27 protein-coding genes are annotated in these 18,758 nt (G+C 51.9%); all 27 read left to right on the forward strand.

Going from position 1 to position 18,758, the window contains the following annotated elements; all coding sequences use genetic code 11:
* Positions 1–5: 5 nt before the first annotated feature.
* Positions 6–848, forward strand: a complete 843-nt coding sequence (gene cpaB, locus C12CBH8_RS01235) for a Flp pilus assembly protein CpaB (RefSeq protein WP_009258049.1) — start codon at positions 6–8, stop codon at positions 846–848.
* Between the two features lie 86 nt (positions 849–934).
* Positions 935–1,741 (forward strand): CpaE/TadZ family protein, encoded by an 807-nt coding sequence (locus C12CBH8_RS01240; protein ID WP_009258048.1) that lies wholly within the window; start codon positions 935–937, stop codon positions 1,739–1,741.
* The gene (locus C12CBH8_RS01245; RefSeq protein ID WP_071698948.1) at positions 1,734–3,164 is read left to right on the forward strand and encodes an ATPase, T2SS/T4P/T4SS family; all 1,431 of its coding nucleotides are present in this window, start codon (positions 1,734–1,736) and stop codon (positions 3,162–3,164) included. The genes C12CBH8_RS01240 and C12CBH8_RS01245 overlap by 8 nt, the downstream gene beginning before the upstream one ends.
* Positions 3,113–4,045 carry a type II secretion system F family protein gene (locus tag C12CBH8_RS01250; RefSeq protein WP_009258046.1) on the forward strand — a complete coding sequence of 311 codons (933 nt, stop codon included), beginning with the start codon at positions 3,113–3,115 and terminating at the stop codon, positions 4,043–4,045. The genes C12CBH8_RS01245 and C12CBH8_RS01250 overlap by 52 nt, the downstream gene beginning before the upstream one ends.
* Entirely contained in the window at positions 4,042–4,920 is an 879-nt protein-coding gene (locus tag C12CBH8_RS01255) for a hypothetical protein (protein ID WP_009258045.1), read from the forward strand. Before C12CBH8_RS01250 ends, C12CBH8_RS01255 begins: the two co-directional genes overlap by 4 nt.
* Positions 4,921–5,249: 329 nt before the next feature.
* Positions 5,250–5,396, forward strand: coding sequence for a hypothetical protein (locus tag C12CBH8_RS01260; RefSeq protein ID WP_169897207.1), 147 nt, complete (start codon positions 5,250–5,252; stop codon positions 5,394–5,396).
* Between the two features lie 64 nt (positions 5,397–5,460).
* A complete protein-coding gene (locus C12CBH8_RS01265) occupies positions 5,461–5,682 on the forward strand; it encodes a DUF6133 family protein (protein ID WP_071698947.1) in 222 nt (73 codons plus the stop codon).
* A gap of 86 nt (positions 5,683–5,768) precedes the next feature.
* Positions 5,769–6,107 (forward strand): hypothetical protein, encoded by a 339-nt coding sequence (locus C12CBH8_RS01270; protein ID WP_009258043.1) that lies wholly within the window; start codon positions 5,769–5,771, stop codon positions 6,105–6,107.
* Positions 6,108–6,175: 68 nt separating this feature from the next.
* Positions 6,176–6,592, forward strand: coding sequence for a zinc-finger-containing protein (locus C12CBH8_RS01275; RefSeq protein WP_009258042.1), 417 nt, complete (start codon positions 6,176–6,178; stop codon positions 6,590–6,592).
* Between the two features lie 14 nt (positions 6,593–6,606).
* Positions 6,607–7,182 carry a sigma-70 family RNA polymerase sigma factor gene (locus C12CBH8_RS01280; protein ID WP_009258041.1) on the forward strand — a complete coding sequence of 192 codons (576 nt, stop codon included), beginning with the start codon at positions 6,607–6,609 and terminating at the stop codon, positions 7,180–7,182.
* A gap of 62 nt (positions 7,183–7,244) precedes the next feature.
* Entirely contained in the window at positions 7,245–7,946 is a 702-nt protein-coding gene (locus C12CBH8_RS01285; protein ID WP_009258040.1) for a hypothetical protein, read from the forward strand.
* Entirely contained in the window at positions 7,943–8,431 is a 489-nt protein-coding gene (locus C12CBH8_RS01290; protein WP_009258039.1) for a hypothetical protein, read from the forward strand. Before C12CBH8_RS01285 ends, C12CBH8_RS01290 begins: the two co-directional genes overlap by 4 nt.
* Positions 8,432–8,598: 167 nt before the next feature.
* Positions 8,599–9,204 (forward strand): hypothetical protein, encoded by a 606-nt coding sequence (locus C12CBH8_RS01295; RefSeq protein ID WP_009258038.1) that lies wholly within the window; start codon positions 8,599–8,601, stop codon positions 9,202–9,204.
* A gap of 274 nt (positions 9,205–9,478) precedes the next feature.
* Positions 9,479–9,886, forward strand: a complete 408-nt coding sequence (locus C12CBH8_RS01300) for a single-stranded DNA-binding protein (protein ID WP_009258037.1) — start codon at positions 9,479–9,481, stop codon at positions 9,884–9,886.
* 109 nt (positions 9,887–9,995) lie between these two features.
* Positions 9,996–10,811: a hypothetical protein gene (locus C12CBH8_RS01305; protein WP_009258036.1), complete on the forward strand. Its 816-nt coding sequence runs from the start codon at positions 9,996–9,998 to the stop codon at positions 10,809–10,811.
* Positions 10,812–10,843: 32 nt separating this feature from the next.
* Positions 10,844–11,917: a DUF932 domain-containing protein gene (locus tag C12CBH8_RS01310; RefSeq protein ID WP_009258035.1), complete on the forward strand. Its 1,074-nt coding sequence runs from the start codon at positions 10,844–10,846 to the stop codon at positions 11,915–11,917.
* A gap of 41 nt (positions 11,918–11,958) precedes the next feature.
* Positions 11,959–12,804 carry a hypothetical protein gene (locus tag C12CBH8_RS01315; RefSeq protein ID WP_009258034.1) on the forward strand — a complete coding sequence of 282 codons (846 nt, stop codon included), beginning with the start codon at positions 11,959–11,961 and terminating at the stop codon, positions 12,802–12,804.
* 98 nt (positions 12,805–12,902) lie between these two features.
* Positions 12,903–13,442, forward strand: a complete 540-nt coding sequence (locus tag C12CBH8_RS01320; RefSeq protein ID WP_009258033.1) for a sigma-70 RNA polymerase sigma factor region 4 domain-containing protein — start codon at positions 12,903–12,905, stop codon at positions 13,440–13,442.
* A 38-nt stretch (positions 13,443–13,480) separates the two neighbouring features.
* The gene (locus tag C12CBH8_RS01325; RefSeq protein ID WP_009258032.1) at positions 13,481–13,729 is read left to right on the forward strand and encodes a hypothetical protein; all 249 of its coding nucleotides are present in this window, start codon (positions 13,481–13,483) and stop codon (positions 13,727–13,729) included.
* A 95-nt stretch (positions 13,730–13,824) separates the two neighbouring features.
* Positions 13,825–14,508: a YkgJ family cysteine cluster protein gene (locus C12CBH8_RS01330; RefSeq protein WP_191231490.1), complete on the forward strand. Its 684-nt coding sequence runs from the start codon at positions 13,825–13,827 to the stop codon at positions 14,506–14,508.
* A gap of 181 nt (positions 14,509–14,689) precedes the next feature.
* The gene (locus tag C12CBH8_RS01335) at positions 14,690–15,130 is read left to right on the forward strand and encodes a DUF7659 family protein (protein WP_009258030.1); all 441 of its coding nucleotides are present in this window, start codon (positions 14,690–14,692) and stop codon (positions 15,128–15,130) included.
* Positions 15,131–15,142: 12 nt separating this feature from the next.
* A complete protein-coding gene (locus tag C12CBH8_RS01340; RefSeq protein WP_009258029.1) occupies positions 15,143–15,598 on the forward strand; it encodes a hypothetical protein in 456 nt (151 codons plus the stop codon).
* A gap of 32 nt (positions 15,599–15,630) precedes the next feature.
* A complete protein-coding gene (locus tag C12CBH8_RS01345) occupies positions 15,631–16,401 on the forward strand; it encodes a methyltransferase (RefSeq protein WP_009258028.1) in 771 nt (256 codons plus the stop codon).
* A 120-nt stretch (positions 16,402–16,521) separates the two neighbouring features.
* Positions 16,522–17,127, forward strand: a complete 606-nt coding sequence (locus C12CBH8_RS01350; RefSeq protein WP_058722736.1) for a DUF6809 family protein — start codon at positions 16,522–16,524, stop codon at positions 17,125–17,127.
* Positions 17,128–17,157: 30 nt separating this feature from the next.
* Positions 17,158–17,514: a hypothetical protein gene (locus C12CBH8_RS01355; protein WP_058722735.1), complete on the forward strand. Its 357-nt coding sequence runs from the start codon at positions 17,158–17,160 to the stop codon at positions 17,512–17,514.
* A gap of 44 nt (positions 17,515–17,558) precedes the next feature.
* Positions 17,559–18,239, forward strand: coding sequence for a hypothetical protein (locus tag C12CBH8_RS01360; protein WP_215533391.1), 681 nt, complete (start codon positions 17,559–17,561; stop codon positions 18,237–18,239).
* Entirely contained in the window at positions 18,232–18,726 is a 495-nt protein-coding gene (locus C12CBH8_RS01365) for an adenylosuccinate lyase (protein ID WP_071698943.1), read from the forward strand. Before C12CBH8_RS01360 ends, C12CBH8_RS01365 begins: the two co-directional genes overlap by 8 nt.
* Positions 18,727–18,758: the final 32 nt, after the last annotated feature.

Here is an 18,758-nt window from a genome sequence, read left to right on the forward strand (position 1 = left end):
TGCTTATGAAACTCAACAACCGATTTATTTTCGGTATTTTGTCCCTGGTATTGGCAGCAGTCATTGCTTTTGTGGCTCTGCCCACCATTGCCCGGCAGACCAACGGGAAAACGGAAATTGTCCGCATCACCCAGCCTGTGCTCAAAGGCGAACAGGTCACCAAAGAAAACGCCGAGGTTGTGGAGGTAGGCGGCTATAACCTTCCCACCAATGTGGCTCACAGCCTTGAGGATGTGGAGGGGCTGTATGTGACGGCGGATCTGGCTGCGGGCGACTATATTCTCACCAGTAAGGTGAGCAGCGTCCCGATTTCCTCCGATGTGGCGCTCAACGACATCCCCTCTGGTAAGGTTGCTATCTCCCTGACCGTAAAAACGCTGGCCTCCGGACTGTCGGATAAGCTCCAGCCCAATGATATTGTCCGCATCTATCACTTCCTGGAGACTGCGGAGGAAGTACCCGAACTGCGTTTTGTCAAGGTCCTTTCCGTCACGGATTCTGATGGCATCAATGTGGACAATACCAAGGAGCCCACAGAAGATGAAGAGCCGCAGCAGTCTGCTACCATCACAGTGCTGGCAAGCCCGGAGCAGGCCCGCATCATCACTGAGCTGGAGAACGACGGCGTAGCTCATGTGGCCCTGATCTCCCGCAACAATGACCAGCTGGCTGAAGAACTGCTGGCCGAACAGGACAAGACGCTCCAGGAAATTTACTTCCCGGAAACGCTGACAGAGGATGGCGAGAACGAAGGGACAGATGCAACTGGTGATCCCGCCTCTGCAGAAGATTCGGGTGAGAATACCCAATCGACACCTACCAGTAATACACCGGAAAGCGGTGAATGAAACCAGTTTGATAATTTTGATTATGATAATCGAAATTATATTACCGCACAATCAAGGGCATTCCGCCCTTGGGAAAGGAGTTTCCTATGGGAAAAGTCATTACCGTCTGGGGCAGCCCAGGGAGCGGAAAAAGTATGTTTTCCTGCATTCTGGCAAAAGCCCTGACCCGCGACAAGCGGAAAGCGATCATCATCAATGCGGAAATCAGTGTTCCTATGCTTCCGGTGTGGCTGCCGGAGCAGATCATTCAGACCAATGCCTCTGTAGGGCAGGTACTGAGCAGCGTGGAAATCGATACCTCTTTGGTGGCAGGGCATGTTACCGTGCTCAAAAGTTATCCCTTCATTGGAGTGATGGGCTATGCTGCCGGTGAAAATCCGTTGAGTTACCCGGAAGTCAAGTACGCCATGGTACTCCAGCTGGTCAACGCCGCCGCAAGGCTTGTGGATTTCGTCATTCTGGACTGCAGTTCCAATATGACGAATGTGTTCACGCCTGCCGCCATTGAGTCAGGGGATCTGGTCATTCGCATCCTGACGCCTGATCTCAAGGGCGTTAATTACTTAAAGGCCCATCAGCCCTTGTTGGGAGATGGGCGTTTCCACTACGATCAGCACATGACCTTTGCCGGCATGGCCCGCCCTTTCCACGCGCTGGATGAGATGGGCCATATCATCGGCGGATGGGATGGCCTTCTGCCCTATGGCAAGGAGATCGACCGCTGCGCCACCGAAGGCGGGATGTTCCAGGCCATCAAATACTGCAATCCCAAATACACAGCTTCGCTCAACAAAGTTTTGGATGCGCTGGAGCAGATGGAGCTGGCTGACCATGCCGCAGAGGATGATGGAAACGAAACCGAGCATTTTGAGGAGGAAACTGCCGATGAATAATCTCAATGACATTTTCTTCGCTCCTGCGGCCAATCAGGACCTTACCTATGAACAGATTCTGGAAGATGTACAGCGGTATTTTGCGGAAAACCACGCCGCCACGATTGCAGAGGCCGGCGATGGAAATACCGACCGCGCCTCCTCCCTTTTGAAAGAACTGATGGTGCAGTACATCGTCAAGCGAAAATACGCCATCGAGGGGCTGACCACGGAGGAACTGTGCGAGAAGCTCTATGAGGACATGGCCGGGTACTCCTTCCTGAAAAAGTGGATCTACAAACCCGGTATTGAGGAGGTCAACATCAATGCCTACAACGACATTGAGGTGATTGAAGCCGGCGGGCGCAGCGTTAAAATCCCGGACAAGTTTTCCTCTCCACAGCACGCTATTGATGTGGTCCGGCGCATGCTCAACGCCTGCGGCATGGTCATAGACGATACCATGCCCAGCGTGATCGGATTCCTGGATAAGAATGTGCGTATCTCTGTGGATAAGACGCCGATTGTTGACCCGGAGGTGGGGATCAACGCTTCCATCCGTATCGTAAATCAACAAACGGTTTCTGCACAGAAGCTGTTGGACTCCGGCAGTGCAACAGCGGAAATGCTTCATTTTCTGACCGCCTGCATCCGCTATGGCGTATCCGTCTGCATTGCCGGGGCCACCGGCTCCGGCAAAACTACCATCATGGCATGGCTGTTGTCCCAGGTCCCTGACAACCGACGCCTCATCACGATTGAGGAGGGCAGCCGCGAATTTGATCTGGTTAAGCGGGACGAAAATGGAAACATTCTGAATTCCGTAGTCCATCTGCTCACCCGGCCCAGCGAAAATCCTTCCTTGAACATCAACCAGGACTTCCTGCTGGAGCGGGTCCTTCGTAAGCACCCGGATGTGATCGGCGTCGGTGAGATGCGGTCTGCGGCAGAAAGCCTGTCCGCTGCAGAAAGCTCCCGTACCGGCCATACTGTCTGCACCACAATCCACTCTAACAGCTGCGCTTCTACTTACCGGCGCATGATGACGCTCGCAAAGCGAAAGTATATGATGGGCGATGATGTTTTGATGCAGATCATGGTCGAAGCCTATCCAATCATCGTCTTCACAAAGCAGCTGGAAGACCGAAGCCGTAAAATCATGGAGATCATCGAGGGGGAAGGCTGTGAGGGCGAACGGCTGATTTACCGCACCCTCTACTCTTACAATGTGCTGGACAACACTGTTGATGCAGATGGACGGCCCCTTGTGGTCGGCCGCCACAAAAAAGTTTCCGAGATGTCCAGCTCATTGCAGAAGCGTCTCCTGGACAATGGGATTTCCCATAAGGAGCTGGATGAATTTCTTGAGCACGACAAGGAGGTGTTGAACGGATGCCGTGGGTTTACATCATATGCTTCGCCCTCATCGCCGCTGGACTCCTAACGCTGTTTGGTGTGCGGCCGGGCGATTTCATTGATGCGCTTTTCCGGTCACAGCGCAAGTCGGCCACTCTGACCGATGAATTGAATGTTCTGATGGGTACTCCGGCCAAAGGCTTCTTTAATCAGGACTTTGAATTAAAGCAAATCCTCAAAGGCACCGGGCGGGCTGACCGGTATGAAGCAGTCAAACGGCTGACTCTGATCCTGTTCGCGGTGGGCGGCGCCCTGGCGCTGCTGATTGGCAATGTGTACATGGTCCCGATTTTAGGGATCGGATTTTCACTCGCTCCTATTTGGTATCTGCGCAGCACCGCAGCCAGTTATAAAAAGCATTTGAACGAAGAACTGGAAACGGCCATCTCCATCATCACCACTTCCTACCTGCGCACAGAGGACCTGATCCGGGCAGTCAAGGAAAACCTGCCCTACATCAATGAGCCGGTGAAGGCCAATTTTGAGGCATTTGTCTATGAGGCAGAGTTGATTAACGCAAATACTACGAGTGCCATCAATTCGCTCAAAATGAAGATTCCAAACCGTGTTTTCCATGAGTGGGCTAACATCCTCATTCAGTGCCAGTCTGACCGGGCCATGAAAAATACGCTGCCTACCATCGCCCAGAAGTTTTCTGATGTTCGTGTGGTGCAGTCGGAGCTGGAGGCTATGATGCAGGGGCCGCGCCGGGAGGCGATCACGATGATGTTCCTTGTGATCGCCAATGTACCGCTGCTTTATTTCCTGAATGAAGATTGGTTTCACACGCTGCTCTTCACCACGCCGGGCAAAATCGCTTTGGCAATCTGCGCAGCCATTATCCTGTTTGCCCTGACCCAGATCATGAAACTGAGCAGGCCCATTGAATATGGAGGTGACAGCGCATGACGCTTTTAGCTCTCACAGCAGTGATTTGTTTCGGCTTTGCTGTCTATAACCTGACTTGTGCCTTTGCAGACATTCCCACGAAGCGTACCTCCCGTATGATGCTTCTGGCCCGCAAGCAGCAGGGCGTAAAGGCCGAGAAACTGCTGGATGTCTATCTCACCAAAATCGCCGGCCTGATCGCCCCGTACCTGAAGCTGGATAAGCTCAAGCGGAATAAACTGCAGCGGGCGCTGGACATTGCCGGCATGGAGCTGACACCGGAAGTCTACACCGCCCGGGCCTGGGTCACAGCCGGGGCAGTCGGCCTCAGTTCTCTGCTGATGGCGTTTTTGATACCGCTTATGGTGCCTGTTCTGATTGGTCTGGCCGTGGCTCTGTGGTTTTCAACCTATTACAAGGTTTTTGACTTTGTGAAAAAGCGGCGCAAGCTCATTGAGAATGAGATCCCTCGCTTTGCCCTTACCATCGGGCAGAATTTGGAAAATGACCGGGATGTGTTGAAGATCCTTACTTCCTACCGCCGGGTGGCGGGCAAGGACTTCGGCGCGGAGTTGGACCAGACGATTGCCGATATGAAGACCGGCAACTATGAAAACGCCCTCATCCATTTTGAAACCCGCATCGGCAGCCCCATGCTGTCCGATGTGATCCGGGGACTGATTGGCGTATTGCGAGGCGACGATCAGAGGATGTACTTTAAAATGATCTGTTTTGACATGAGGCAGATTGAGCAGAACAACTTAAAAAAGGAAGCGGCCAAGCGCCCCAAGAAGATCCAGCGTTACTCCATGATGATGCTCATCTGTATCATGATTATCTACCTGGTGGTCCTCTGTACCGAGGTTATGGGCTCCTTGGGCGCTTTCTTTGGATAATCGGACTGCGAATGGAACGGCCCCACATCTGAATGTGAGGGCCGTTTCCTATAAGAGCTCTATGGTTTTCTCTGCAAGATACAGCGGAAGATTCGTGATAAATGATGATGCACATTCGAGGCGTCCACATTTTTCTTTGTTTTGCAATTCATTTTTTCACATTTTTCTGAATGTATGAAGCAGAAAAAACACATTTTTCTACCTCTTGCAGTGTAAAGGAGGTAAGTGCTTGTTCTATAGCGGATTTTTGTAGCGGTAGTCAGCTGCCGTCATTTATTTCTGGGCCAGCCTGTCATATACAGGCCGGCCCTTGTTTTAAGGAGACTTTTATGCCTAAGAAAAAATTTTCCCCGTCTGGCGGCGCACGGGAAGAAAAGCGCCGTTTCCGATGGCTTCTGTATCAAAAGCCGAAAGCCTATCCCAGCCGGCCCATTTCCAATAAAAAGGACATGCTCAAACCGATTCGTCGTTCTTGAGCGGTGAGCAGTCTTTTTATAAAACCATCAACATCAAAACAATAAAATTTCAGGAGGTCTTACCATGAGAAACTTTACCACCCGTATCCAGAACAAGGCGAATGCACTGTCCCTTCGTGCCCGTATGGCGCTTTCCAACCAGCGCGGCGATTTTTACATTTCGGACGCTGTTAAGATCATCATCGCCGTGGTGCTGGGCGCCCTTCTTCTGGCGGCCCTGACCCTCATTTTCAACGACACGGTGATTCCGCGTATCACCAGCGAGATCGAGGGCCTGTTTGGCTAAAATCACCGGCGGGGATCGGTCTGTGGGTTTCCACGGCCGGTCCCCGCTTTTTTAGTTTTTGAAAAAACGAATAACGGAGGTAGAGGATGAAATCATCCTGCAAAATTTATTCTTTTCTGCGGGCCGTTCGCGGCAACTGGCGCAACGCTATCTTTGTAAGCTGCGATTGCGGCAACTGCATGTGCGGCCGGACAACGCCCTGTTCCGGTTTTCTTCTGGCTGTGGATGAGTGCGGACAGGTTATGCTGCTTTCTGCCGAGGACATCCAAAGACTATCCGGAGAAACTGTAGATTCGTCTGAGTGCATTGCCATTTTGTCCCGGCGCGCCTTTGACGCCGCCTTTTCCAAGTACATCGAATGGCACACACCGGAGCCTTCCGCCTGTGCGCTCAGACAACTTTCTCTGGACCCGGGCTGCAATTAACACTGTTTTTTCACACTGAAAGACGCCTTTGCGCCGTCATCTATACGCATTTGGAGGTGATGATTTTTATGACGAAGCAAAAACATATCCAATGCCCTTATTGCCATGCTAACGCCTCTCTTCGCCCCGCCAGCACAGTCTATGGCTGTAACCGCCGTTCCCAGGGCAAATATATCTATCTCTGTGATCGCTGGCCGGCTTGTGATGCCTATGTGAGTGCCCATGACCGGACACACCGGCCTATGGGGACTCTGGCAAATGGGGATCTCCGGCACAAACGAATCCTGGCTCACCGGGCGCTGGAGCATCTGCAGCAGAGCCGGCACATGGAAAAATGGGAGGTCTACATCTGGCTCCAGGCCAAACTGGGACTAAATGACCAGCAGGCACATATTGGCATGTTTTCTGACGGGATGTGTGATGAGGTAATTCGCCTCTGTTACAAAGCCGCTGCTCCTTTGGGCAATCTGCATTCGGCCGCTTAAAGGGGGGTGAAACGATGACCAGTTTAACAGAACAGCAGCAGGAACTTGTTGCCCAGAATCTTCCCATCGTACATTGGGTTATTTGTGACTACATCCATGTTAATCCAACTATTTGCGGTATGGAATATGGAGACTTGTTCCAAGAGGGGTGCCTTTGGCTCTGTAAAGCCGCGTCTACTTATAAGAATGACGGACGGGCCCAGTTTTCTACCTACGCCAAAACGGTCGTTAAAAACGGGCTTCTGTCCTATTGCCGGGCGATCTGCAACAGGAAGAAAAAATTCAGCAGGCTTATTATTGGAGAACATGGAGAACTGGCGGCAGACGGAGAGGCCCTGGAGTCCCGGCCCGACGCCTTTGACACCCAAGTATCTCTGATAGAAACTCTGTCATTGCTGGATGCCTGTAAAAAAGATTACGATGGTGTAACCCGGCTTGGTATTGAGGCGCTTGCCCTCAAACTTCAAGGAATGCGGGTCACAGACATTGCGGAGCTTTATCAGGTGCCGCCCTCCCATGTGGGGGCATGGATCTCGCGTTCCACCGCAAAACTGCGCAGAGACTCCAAGTTTCTGAAAAGCCTGCTCTGAATTTGTTGAAAACCGCGGCCTTTCCGCAGTAAAGGATATATAAAAGAAGGAGGTACTGATGAATGGAACAGAATACCCTATATACTGCAATCGGCCGTCTGGATCGGGAAACGAATGGCTGTGGCCGGTCCTGCCCGGTCATCCGCCTGGGCGGGCAAACTTACATGGTGGATATGCAGGAAATGGTCGTTTGGACTGCCCTAAACTGGCGAATTTCTAAACGAGAGGATATTTCCCTCCAGTGTGACAAGCTGGTGTCCTCTCTGGGAGATTGTATTTCCCGCTCTTGGGATGCCTGCGTAAATCGGCTGCTCACCCGAGGTCTGCTGGTATCTGGCTGTGGTGAAACGGAATACGATGCTCTGTATGATTTGTTGAGTTCTCTCGGCATTATTCCAGCCAGCGGATCAATGCTGATGAGGAGCATCTCATTTGTCAAACTGGTGGCAGGCCGCCGAGTCCCTATTCAACAGGCGCTAAAATTATTCCAAAAAGACCGGCGTACCGACTATGAGACCCGTGTTATGAGGCTGGCCCAGCAAGCTCTGCTGTCCACCGCCGAGATCATCAAGTGTGTAGAGCAGGATGTTGCCTATCTTCCCAATGAGCAGTTCTTGATGGAGGCCGTGTACGGCGACGACGAAACCACCTGCTATAATATCGCCGGCATAATGAAAAACAGCCGGAGCAGTCAGGCAGTAACGCTGGCCGTTGCCAACCTCTACCTGCGCCAGCAAATCATTTTTGAGAGGATTACCACATGAAGAATCAATGGAACCAATTCCCGTTCGTGCTACGGCGAAAGATTTTGTTGACCTTTTTGGCCGGGCTCGCAAGCATTGCCCTCAGCCTAATCATCTTCATTATTACCACAGACCATATCCTGCTGGTACTGGGCAGCATAATCTTTCTTGCCTCTCTGGTACTGGTTAGGAGCTTATGGAGCACCATCGCCCGGGGCCAGTATGAGATCGTAGAAGGCGTCTGCTCCAGCGTTGTCTCGCCTATGATGCGGCAGTATCGCAAGATCCAACTAATAGACGAACAAGGTGCGGAGCGCACTTTACTGTTAAGTAAGTCCGCCAAGTTCCAGATTGGCGCCCGGTATCGTTTTTACTTTCAAAGCAGCAACCACCCCACTGTTGGAAACGACTATCTGGACGCGGCTCTCTCCACCAACAGCTTCCTGGGATATGAGGCCCTTGGCGAGCCGGCTGTCCAAGAGGAACAGGCTAAGGAGAACGGCTAAACCTACGGCAAAATAGGAAAGGGATACGGTGCAGGCTACATAACCACAGCATCGTATCTCTTTTTCTTACTCCTCTATCCACTATTTTTACAAAGTTTGATTTGCTGCAGAAAAACGGGGGATTTTTCCTATTTAATAGGTAGAATCTAAAAAGGAGGGCTACCCCCATGTACAAACCACACACGATTGAGCAATACAAAATCCAACAGTTTCTGGATCATACCTTTGCTATGGAGCACTTTCTGGTCTCTCCATTATCCCGCTCCGCACTCATGCTGGAGGACAGATGCGGTGAGCGGATTGCCTTTTCCTTTTCAGACAACGAAGTGCGTGAAATCCCAATCCCTTCTGCGCCATCCCCGGACAAGGTGAAATCGTTCATCCGCAGCTTTCGGGCGCTTGGAGCTAAACCACATCTGCGCACCTTTGAAGATGTCACCCGCTGGTGGCTGAATCACCCGAATCCGCTGACCTACCAACAGGCTCTCGGTCTGCCGGATGAACTTTACCGCCGTTTTCTTTCCTCCACCCTGATTGAAGACGAAGACGCCCAGCGTCTGGCCGCATCAGGGCTTGTTTCGGAAGATGCTTACCAGGACATTCAGCTCTGGTATCTCAACGGCAACACTGCCGACTGCTGGCTCGGCCCCCTCGGTATAGATGGAACAGGCAATCTCTATGCGCTGACCTTCAACTATGGTACACCCCGGGCCAAGGAACTGAAATTCTACCTGTTGGACGATTACTACCGCCACATGAACCACATATTGTAACTCGCCGGGCTAAAATATCTATATATAGTATTATATCACTTGACAAACACAAGATACGGTGTTACACTTAACCTGTAATTGATTTTTGTGCGTTCCCCATGTGGGATACAGATGAAACATCTGTACCGCAAGGCCCAAAGCCCTGCATTGCACACGCAGTTAAGTTTGTATGCTGTATCAAGTGTCAGTGGTATTGCCACGCCCTTTTCGGGTTGGTATCCGCTGGCACTTTTTATATATAGATAGTAACGCCGATGGCGAAGAAAGGAGTGTTATGGCACAAATCTATGTATTTGGCCGAGTCATGCACGAGCTTACTCCCAAAGAGAGCCAGTCAAAGCAGCCGTATGTTTGTTTTGATTTGGTGGAACGCTCCGGAGGTGAACATCCGAACTTCTATCAAGTATGGGCCCGCGGCGACCAGGTTGCCCGGCTCACACGGCTCAAGGTCAAAAAGGGAAGCATGATCTGGCTCACTGGATCGCAGAAACTGGTGGATGTACGGCAAAAGGACGGGGCCACAGTCAAAAAGTTGAAAGTATGGCTGACGGACTTTGGCTTTCTTCCTGGGCAATCTTCCAGAGCAAAAGCGGAACATGAGCAGCATGACTCTGACGCGGCGGCAACCGCTCCAGCCCCCTCCGAGGTAATGGACGGCGACCGCGAATCCCTGCCGGAATAAAATCCGGCACTGCAAGAGGGACCGTATCAAGTTTTCAGAATGAACTGAAGCTTGGTGCGGTCCCTTTTTTTGTTTTCAAGCAAAACTTAAAAGGAAGGACGGTAACAACATGAGTAACGACAAAGGACTTTTGAGCGGCAGCATCACAATCCTGATCGGTGCTGTCATCGCTATCATGGCTTTGGTACGCGGACCCTGGCAAGCGTGGCTTCTGATAGGGGTATTTACCCTCTGGGGGCTTTGGGTCGTGCTGATCCTCCTGCTCCCCTATATGCAGCAGGCCAGGCGCCGCCGTCAGCGTCAGCAGAGGGAACGCCAGCTCCATGCCGAGGGTGTCGCGCAGAACACCTTTACGGTGCCGGAGCTTGAAGGGCCTGTACCAGACGATCTGCTGCTCCGCTATGCCAACCACCGGATTTTGACTTATCTGCGTTCCTCTTTTCCCAACGCCTGCTTTGAGTGGTGTGAAAAGAGACCGGCGGATTTGATCCGCAGCAACGGCACAGGGCGTATCCGCCTTTACAATGTGGAGGCGTTCGACCATGCGGACATCACCTTCGGCAAGGATGCGACGATCCGCTGTGACCTGCTCAAAATCGTCCCTCTGTCCAAAGCAGGGACAGAGCAGGAAGATCAGGCCGACATCCCACCCAACAAGCAGCCCATCGACCCGCGTATCTGGTACGAGAATAACGGGCGCACAGTCATGGAGACGCTGATTGCCGACCTGAACTCACGCGGCCACAGCAAACTCACACTGAAAGAGAACGGGGACATCTGCATCCAGCAGGGTGAAGAGCTTGTCCCGCAGGAACATCTTTCCAACTTTCCGGCAAAGGTCTACTGGCCTCGTCTGGTGGAAGTGTTTGAGAGCAACGGTCTGGCTGCTGAAACAACAGCGCAGGGCATCCAGGTCTCCTGGTGACCGCCATCGTCATGAGAAGGGAGTGAAATAACATGAAATCAGGGATCAGTCTTGTGGAAATGGCACAGGAAATCCAGCGGCAGAACGATTTGAAGGCCGATTATATGCTGGACACCCGGAGTCTCCGGTTGGAGCCTTTTGGTGGCGGGCTGTATCTCAACGCTTACGACCAATCCGGTGATTATGCCGTGGAGCCGCTGGAGGTCAACGCCATCGCACACAGGCAGATCGGAACGCACCTCAAGATCCCGGCAGCCTATTATGACAAGATGCTGGAGGAATACCCCGAGCTACTGGCGCAGAATGTGAATGCCTGGTTCCAGCGGGAGCCGGCTGTGCGTATGGTTCGCACCATAGACGGCACAGCGCGGGCGTTTCTCAGCAACCGCTACCGGCGTATAGACAACCTCGATATTGCCGGGATTGTCCTTCCAGTCCTTCAGGAGATGGAAGGGATGCACTTCGAGAGCTGCCAGCTCACCGACAGCCGTATGTACATCAAGGTTGTCAACACCCGCTTGGAGGCAGAGGTCGTACCCGGCGACATCGTGCAGTCCGGTATTATTATCAGCAATAGCGAGGTAGGCCTGGGCTCGGTGAGCATCCAGCCGCTGGTCTATCGTCTGGTATGCAGCAACGGTATGGTGGTAAACGACGCCCAGACGCGCCGCAACCATGTAGGCCGTGTCAATGAGGCTTCGGAGAACTACCAGCTGTATTCGGAAAAGACGCTGGAGGCCGATGACAAAGCCTTCGCCATGAAGATCCAGGACACGGTGCGGGCCGTAGTAGACGAGGTACGCTTTACCCGTGTGGTCAACATGATGCGGGAAGCCAAGGATGCCCCCATGAATACTGCCGCTGTCCCTGGCATTGTGAAGCTCGTAAGCAAGGATTTTCACATCACGGACGATGAAAGCTCCGGTGTGCTGCAGCGGTTGATTGAAGGCAACGATCTGACCTTATATGGTCTGTCCAACGCCGTAACGCGCCACAGCCAGGATGTTAAGGACTATGACCGGGCAACCGCGCTGGAAGGCATCGGCTACAACATTCTCTCCATGCCGGCACGGCAGTGGAGCCGAATTAACCAGATGGCCGCTTAAATGGCTGCCATCCATCAAAAAATTAACAGGAGGAATGAACTATGTACGAACAGAACACTTCTATGGTGGCCGCAAACGAGCAGAACAAATTCTTGCTTCCGGCGATGGTGGAGGGCGACTTCAGCCGCGATGAGATCGCAGAAGATGCGGATGGGCTTCAGATGATGAGCTTCCAGCGGGTGAAGATTCCCGCCGGCGGCGCCCTGCAGTTTGAAGTTCCCACGGAAGATCCCGACAATCCGGATTATACCCGGACGCTGGAGGGCATCATCCTCTACAACCACTCTGCCTATACTCTGTGGCCGGAAGGCAGCGAGTATGACGAAGACACCAAACCGCTCTGCTCCTCTGTAGATGGCAAAACAGGGATCGGCGTACCGGGAGGTGCGTGTGCTACCTGCCCCATGAATGCGTATGGATCGGCCAAGGATGGCGGCCGCGGCAAGGCGTGCAAGAATATGAGGCATCTCTATCTGCTGCGCAGTGGTGAATATATGCCTCTGCTGGTCTCCCTGCCGCCCACCAGCATCAGGCCGTTCAAGGAGTTCCTGAACAGGGCTTTTGTCTATCGCCAGCGTGCCACCTATGGCAGTCTGGTCCAGATCGGCCTCAAGAAAGATAGCAACGGCAGCAATGATTACAGCGTTGCAACTTTCCGCCTTTTGCGTGATTTCCAGGGGGAAGAGCTGGCCCAGATCCGCGCCTATGCCAATGTCTTCAAGGGGCAAATCAAAACTATCAACATTCAGCGGGCGCTGATCAATGAGGAACAGCGGGCCAACGATTGCGACTATGAGATCCCGGAATCTGCCACTGCGGCCCCGGGTCCGGATGGAAGCTATGTGGTCGGCGAGATCAACGGCGACTATGAACAGTTGCCGGCGTAACTGTTTTTGTTGCGGCAATGCCGCATGATACATCATCAAGGGACACCTCCGGCGTAAGTCGGAGGTATCCCTTTTTTATTTAGAACGGAGGAAAATTTATGTTGTGTGAAGTACCGTTGACAAAGGAGCAGCAGGATTTTGCCGCTGAACACCATGGCCTGGTCTATAAATTTCTCAATGACAACCATCTTCCAGAGAATGAATTCTATGATGTGGTTATTTTCCCGTATTTGAAGGCTGTGCAGGACTACTGTAATAGCGCATCTGCACAAAAGTATTCTTTTAGCACTATTGCGATTCGACAAATGAAATTTCGCTTATACGATTATTTCCGTACACAGGCGCGCCGCAAGCGTAATACAGAAGTCATCAGCATCCATCTGGGCCTATACTCGGATGGCGTTCCGCTGGAAGAGGTGCTGCCGGGTCAGGACCGTCTCATGCAGGAATTTGAAATGCAGCAGATGCTCCATGATCTGGCTTCCCATATTTCTGAACAACAGATGAAAATTGTCCGCATGAAGGGTTACGGCTATGGCATTAAGGAGATTTCCAGCCACGAAAAAATACCGATGAAGCGCATCCAGGAACTTCTTGAGGAGGTCCATACTGTGTTTTTGAGGTTATGCCGCGAGTAGCCCTCTATCTACCACAAACAGAATGGAGGTCGAAGTATATGACGAAATCAAAAAAATCTATTGTGATGCGCGGAGCACTTCTGCGTCCGCTGGTGATTGGGCAGGGCGCACTTCTTCATGCAGGTGGTAAGATCTATCATACCTCCCGTGTGGTAGCCATCCACGATCAGTCGGATGATATGGTACGCTTTGAAACGCTTAACTCCAATTACTGCCTCTCAATGGCCCCTTTTCCGCTGGCGGCCTGCAACCCGCTCCCGATGGTGAGCCTGGCCGCGTGCGCGTAAAGCGGTTGTAAGAAGATACCGGGACAACAGAGCTTGTCCTATATGTTTTGGGCCGTGACGGATTTTCCGCCACGGCCTTTTTTCGGAGGATTGTCATGGATGATCAAAAAACAATGGTAGTTTCAGTTCACGCCAAAGACTGTGTGGACTATCAGTGCCGCAGATGCGGTCAATGCTGCCGCCATATCAAAGATACTGTGATGGTGGAGAGCATGGACGCCTACCGGTTGGCAAACTATTTGCGTGGCTGTGATCCCAACATCTGCACCATAGACGATGTGTTGACCCGATACTGCAAGCCTATGCCGCTGACCCAAGAGTGCTTTCCCATCTTCATGCTGAAAACCACGGGGCCGGACGATTCCTGTATTTTCCTGAAGGATGGATTATGCAGCATCTACGAGGCACGCCCACGGACCTGCCGGCTCTATCCCTTTTCTGTAGGACCCGGCGAGCGGGGCCGTGATTTTGAATACTGCCTCTGCTTTGACCACAATCAGCAGTACCATTTCAACGGCGGAAAGGTTTCCGTCAAAGACTGGTTTTATCGCAATTTCCCCAGAATGGAGAAAGAGTATTTGAAACAGGAATATGCCGCTATCACGGAAATCGGTAAGCGGATGCGCTCGATCTCTCCGGAACTATGCAAACAGATGACCTTCCAAGTGCTGTTTTACCGATATTATAACTTCGATTTGGATCAGCCGTTCCTTGAGCAATACGCGCAGAACACCCGTCTGCTGTTAGAAAAGCTTCGGCAATTCGAGGTGGAAAGGTAGGGTGCTGTGATGATGTATGCCTTGGAGCACCTGACCCGTCAAGGGCCAGGGCCTCAGTGGAAGCAATATGCTGTTTGTGCGAATAAAGACCTTTTAGAACGGATTTGCCGCAGTCAGCCCCGCCCGGATGAATGGCGTGTCAGGCTGTCTGTACAGCGGATGAAAAAGGAGGCCGCATAGTATGAAAAACCACTATCAGGAGTTACGGGATCGCCAGCAGGAAGAGGTCAACGCCTTTCCCATGTTTTTTGCGTTCGATCAACGGCAGTTCGCAGAGGGAATGCGCCGGCTCGGCCTGCGCCCTTCCGACATGAATCAGGTGTATGCTATCGCTGGCACCGGTGGATTTTACCGCAAAAGCGATGCGCCGAAGCTACATGAAATGTTTGCCCGGCACCGCAAGGAGCTTGATGAGGCCATTGCCGCTGATAAAGCTGGAGATAATTTCATTTATGAAATGTTCCTGACTGAACTTTCCAACCACGAATACGGCTATACCGGCGATGTTCAAGACACGCTTGATGCCCTGGGTATCACTCCCCAATACATGGAGGCCATGCCTCAGCTGAAAGCTGGTTTGGACTTGGCCTGCCAAAAAGTAATGCAGAATGACTGTTTTTAAGGAGGCCATGTGATGGAGCAGCAACACTATTTCCCACCGCTTCATGGCGCTGTGGATTGTGAAAAATGCGAGGTGCGGGATTGCTGGTGCCGGGGAAAATTCCAACGGAATCGGCGCAATATGCCCCACACATCTGGAAGGTGCCCCAGGCTGCCTGATCTCTGCGGTTTTGTAGAAAAGGAAGAACGCGAGCTGTATAAAGCGACTTTTATGCTCGTTCATGCAGAGTATGGCGTCGGCGGTCTGCATTTGACGCTCACGATTCCCGGTCACAAGAGAAATCGGAAGGTCTACCAGACCAAAAGCGGGTACTGGTACTGCAACCTGACCAGCGAGAAGGGGTGTCCAGAACGGCAGGTGTTGAATTTGGAGGGCTACCAGTCCAAAGAAGATATTCTGCGGCACATGAAAAGCCTTCGGACCGACTACTGCATTCTTCGCTGCAGTATGGAAGGTTTCACTGTCTAAACTGTACCAAACCACATAAATGGAGGATACCCATGAGTAAGCTGACCAAAAGAGAAATTCAGCTCCATGATCAGGCGGTTTGTCTCCTGCAGAAAGAACACCTTTCCCACGAAGATAAGCTTTTTATCTTTGAAAATTTCCGGGAAGACGCGGAGCACATCAATAGCAAGTCCGGTGCATTTTTTACTCCTTTTGGACTTGCCAACGATTTTACTCTCCAGATTCCGTGCCTATACGGAAAGACGATCAGAATTATCGACCTGTGTGCTGGAATCGGCGTACTGAGCTATGCGGCACAGCTGGAATGCAGTGACCGCAGCCGCTGCTATGCCGATATTACCTGTGTAGAACTGAATCCGCACTATGTTGAGGTTGGTAAAAAAGTTGTGCCAGAGGCCACATGGATATGCGCGGATGTTCTTGATCCCTTTCTGCCTGACCTCTTGGGCCAATTTGACTTCGCGATTGCAAATCCGCCGTTTGGCCGAATTGCAAACAATTACCGCAAAAGCTACATGAGCGGCGAATTTGAATACATGGTAATAGAGGCGGCCTCCCGTATTGCAAAGGAAGGTGCGTTCATAATACCGCAAATGAGCGCGCCATTCGTATATAGCGGAACGGAAGACCATCGCTGGCTTCAGGAAGGGCGTGCCAGAACATTTGAAAAAAGGACTGGGATTTTATTGGAGTTTAACCAAGGGATCGACACGGCCTACTATAAAAATGACTGGCATTGCACCGCGCCAATATGCGAAATCGTATGTTGTGACTTTGCAGGGACAGATACCTCTGCCGCCTAAAGGAGCAGGCGGTTTGTCCTCATGAACAACCAAGAAGCCGGTCCCTGTTCTGGGGCCTCACATAAACCGCTACAGGCCCGAAGGCACTGGCGGTTTTTCTCTATATGGAGGTGACGAATTTTGAATTTGCACGAAACAGAATATGGCCGCAGATTTTTTAATTCCCAGCTGCCCAGTCTCATCAAGGCTCTGGAACGAATCGCCGAAAGTCTGTCTGCGCCCAAGCAGTCCTTATCAGCCGATTTTGTCGCTGACCCTGATTTTCTTCATGATCTCTACTATGGAGATTATGAGCCGAGCGTGTTCAAAACACAAAGCGAGCACCAGAAGCAGCTTAACCATAATGCTTCAATGGCAGAGGAACTCCTGCGCCAGAAAATGGGCAATTCCCCGGAAGCCATAGCCGCCTTGGAAGCGTACCAGCTTGCCGCCGGTGAGTGCAGCAGCATTGTGGCCGAGCAGGCTTTTGAGTCCGGTTTTCAGACCGCAGTACAAATGCTGGTAGCTGGGCTTATACCGCCTGAAAACAAATTTGCCGCTGAAGTTCCCCTTACCACGCAAGAGCTCCGGAAGATGGACGGGGAACAAGTATTTTGTCTTGACATGAATGAGGAGGTCAGGGTTGTGGCCCGCAAAAAAGGATTCATTCAAGTCACTAATGACAAAGAGATCCATCTCATAACAGGCTTGACCTTATACCGGCATCGGCCAAGTTGGTGCCAATAAAATTTTAAGAAATGCAATGGAGGACACAATATGAAACTTTCTGAAGACGAAGCAAAGAGATTTCTTGAGCGTCTTTGCCCTCTGCAGGAGACGGAACAGCAGCTTCTCTGCCCGCGGTGCGGCCGCAACGAATTATACTCCGGGCTGTATTTTTTCCTGAACAGTTTGAGCAGATACGCTCATGTATATATCTGCGAAAAGTGCTGGATGGATGAGGCTCTGCGGGAAATAGACGGCAATCCAGTTCCCCTGACCAGTTGGAACGCAGTTCTTCCTTTTGTTTTGAGAGGCGAGATTCCTCCATCGGACAGCTCCTGCCAAGACACCAATGCGTCTGCTGGCCCCGCGCAAACCGGAGAGATTCACAATAGCAGTCAGACTGTGTAAAACAAGGTCTGACCAGTCGTGAAAATTATGAGGCATTGAAAACTATGAAATATGGGGACTATCATCTGCCCAGTGGAGTAGACTTCTCTTCTATCACATACGAGGATATTCGCTGGCAATACGGCGTATTCCGCTGTAACAGCACGGGCTCCGGCCGGGATAAAAAGCATTTGCCGTGGGACGGTGTAAAAACCAATCTTGGAGAGATTGAAGAAAAGGATTGGTGCAGGCTGGCGGATGCTGTCATCGAACGCGATGGGGAGACACATCTGCTAAAGCATCTGATCCAATGGTGCAGCGAACACAATTATATCGGGGCATCAGCCGCTGAACTGCGAAAAGAAGCCCTTCAGCTACACATTGATCGGGTTTTCGACAATCCGCAATGGGGCGGCTACCTTCCTTTCAATAAGAGATACCGTCCAGAAGTCTGGCGAGCCGCTCATATCGTATATGTGCGGAACGAATGCTGCCATAAGATTTTCCCCGTTACACAAGAGCAGATCGACCATGCGTACAACGGGACAATCCCCTGCCCACACTGCGGAAGATGGAGTGAATTCATCGTTTTGGGAATCCGGCTTCAGCCGGAGCCACTGGTTCCCTGCTTGAATTGTGATTGTCATGATCCTGATATGGGCTGTACCATGCCCAGCATTGATAAGAGTTACGCCTGCCCTTTGGTAAGCTGTGATGATGAGCAAACGGAGGTGCTGGATGAGTAGGTATCTGAAACCGCGGGACCATGGTTATTTGATGGAGGCGGCAGCCTGTACAAAGGTGCTGGAAGATCTGCGCCGCATAGAAGCAAAATATGCCCGGACGGTGGAGAAAGAATGCTCTGTCCGGCAGGCTGAATTTGAGAAAGTGATGCAATACCACAGCGAGCGGGAACTCCAGGATGACTTCGGATGGGGTTTCATCACCGAGGCTCAATACGACCGGTACCGGCTTCTTTTTCAGCAGGGGCAGGCTGCCATGGAGCAGCTGCCGCCGACAAAGAGCGAACTGGCTCTGCGCCTGGTGCGCCGCATCATGGCGGATATTGACGCAGATCGCCGGGAGGGGGAGTTTTCTGCACTCTCCCCGGAAGATCAGCAAGCGGAACGGGCACGGGCCGAGCAGTCGCAGAAAGAGTGGAAGCGAAAAATCGCGGAGCTGAAACGGAAGCGCGGTATCATCGAGGCCGGCGAGGACATGGAGGAAGGGTGATCACCATTTCGCGTACAGTCTATCAAGGAGGA

It is taken from the genome of Solibaculum mannosilyticum (assembly GCF_015140235.1).
GTDB classification, from domain to species: domain Bacteria; phylum Bacillota; class Clostridia; order Oscillospirales; family Acutalibacteraceae; genus Solibaculum; species Solibaculum mannosilyticum.

Excerpts from the sequence above, each read along its gene's own strand:
- cpaB (WP_009258049.1), top strand. The coding sequence starts at position 6 with ATGAAACTCAACAACCGATTTATTTTCGGTATTTTGTCCCTGGTATTG.
- C12CBH8_RS01240 (WP_009258048.1), top strand. The coding sequence starts at position 935 with ATGGGAAAAGTCATTACCGTCTGGGGCAGCCCAGGGAGCGGAAAAAGT.
- C12CBH8_RS01245 (WP_071698948.1), top strand. The coding sequence starts at position 1,734 with ATGAATAATCTCAATGACATTTTCTTCGCTCCTGCGGCCAATCAGGAC.
- C12CBH8_RS01250 (WP_009258046.1), top strand. The coding sequence starts at position 3,113 with ATGCCGTGGGTTTACATCATATGCTTCGCCCTCATCGCCGCTGGACTC.
- C12CBH8_RS01255 (WP_009258045.1), top strand. The coding sequence starts at position 4,042 with ATGACGCTTTTAGCTCTCACAGCAGTGATTTGTTTCGGCTTTGCTGTC.
- C12CBH8_RS01260 (WP_169897207.1), top strand. The coding sequence starts at position 5,250 with ATGCCTAAGAAAAAATTTTCCCCGTCTGGCGGCGCACGGGAAGAAAAG.
- C12CBH8_RS01265 (WP_071698947.1), top strand. The coding sequence starts at position 5,461 with ATGAGAAACTTTACCACCCGTATCCAGAACAAGGCGAATGCACTGTCC.
- C12CBH8_RS01270 (WP_009258043.1), top strand. The coding sequence starts at position 5,769 with ATGAAATCATCCTGCAAAATTTATTCTTTTCTGCGGGCCGTTCGCGGC.
- C12CBH8_RS01275 (WP_009258042.1), top strand. The coding sequence starts at position 6,176 with ATGACGAAGCAAAAACATATCCAATGCCCTTATTGCCATGCTAACGCC.
- C12CBH8_RS01280 (WP_009258041.1), top strand. The coding sequence starts at position 6,607 with ATGACCAGTTTAACAGAACAGCAGCAGGAACTTGTTGCCCAGAATCTT.
- C12CBH8_RS01285 (WP_009258040.1), top strand. The coding sequence starts at position 7,245 with ATGGAACAGAATACCCTATATACTGCAATCGGCCGTCTGGATCGGGAA.
- C12CBH8_RS01290 (WP_009258039.1), top strand. The coding sequence starts at position 7,943 with ATGAAGAATCAATGGAACCAATTCCCGTTCGTGCTACGGCGAAAGATT.
- C12CBH8_RS01295 (WP_009258038.1), top strand. The coding sequence starts at position 8,599 with ATGTACAAACCACACACGATTGAGCAATACAAAATCCAACAGTTTCTG.
- C12CBH8_RS01300 (WP_009258037.1), top strand. The coding sequence starts at position 9,479 with ATGGCACAAATCTATGTATTTGGCCGAGTCATGCACGAGCTTACTCCC.
- C12CBH8_RS01305 (WP_009258036.1), top strand. The coding sequence starts at position 9,996 with ATGAGTAACGACAAAGGACTTTTGAGCGGCAGCATCACAATCCTGATC.
- C12CBH8_RS01310 (WP_009258035.1), top strand. The coding sequence starts at position 10,844 with ATGAAATCAGGGATCAGTCTTGTGGAAATGGCACAGGAAATCCAGCGG.
- C12CBH8_RS01315 (WP_009258034.1), top strand. The coding sequence starts at position 11,959 with ATGTACGAACAGAACACTTCTATGGTGGCCGCAAACGAGCAGAACAAA.
- C12CBH8_RS01320 (WP_009258033.1), top strand. The coding sequence starts at position 12,903 with ATGTTGTGTGAAGTACCGTTGACAAAGGAGCAGCAGGATTTTGCCGCT.
- C12CBH8_RS01325 (WP_009258032.1), top strand. The coding sequence starts at position 13,481 with ATGACGAAATCAAAAAAATCTATTGTGATGCGCGGAGCACTTCTGCGT.
- C12CBH8_RS01330 (WP_191231490.1), top strand. The coding sequence starts at position 13,825 with ATGGATGATCAAAAAACAATGGTAGTTTCAGTTCACGCCAAAGACTGT.
- C12CBH8_RS01335 (WP_009258030.1), top strand. The coding sequence starts at position 14,690 with ATGAAAAACCACTATCAGGAGTTACGGGATCGCCAGCAGGAAGAGGTC.
- C12CBH8_RS01340 (WP_009258029.1), top strand. The coding sequence starts at position 15,143 with ATGGAGCAGCAACACTATTTCCCACCGCTTCATGGCGCTGTGGATTGT.
- C12CBH8_RS01345 (WP_009258028.1), top strand. The coding sequence starts at position 15,631 with ATGAGTAAGCTGACCAAAAGAGAAATTCAGCTCCATGATCAGGCGGTT.
- C12CBH8_RS01355 (WP_058722735.1), top strand. The coding sequence starts at position 17,158 with ATGAAACTTTCTGAAGACGAAGCAAAGAGATTTCTTGAGCGTCTTTGC.
- C12CBH8_RS01360 (WP_215533391.1), top strand. The coding sequence starts at position 17,559 with ATGAAATATGGGGACTATCATCTGCCCAGTGGAGTAGACTTCTCTTCT.
- C12CBH8_RS01365 (WP_071698943.1), top strand. The coding sequence starts at position 18,232 with ATGAGTAGGTATCTGAAACCGCGGGACCATGGTTATTTGATGGAGGCG.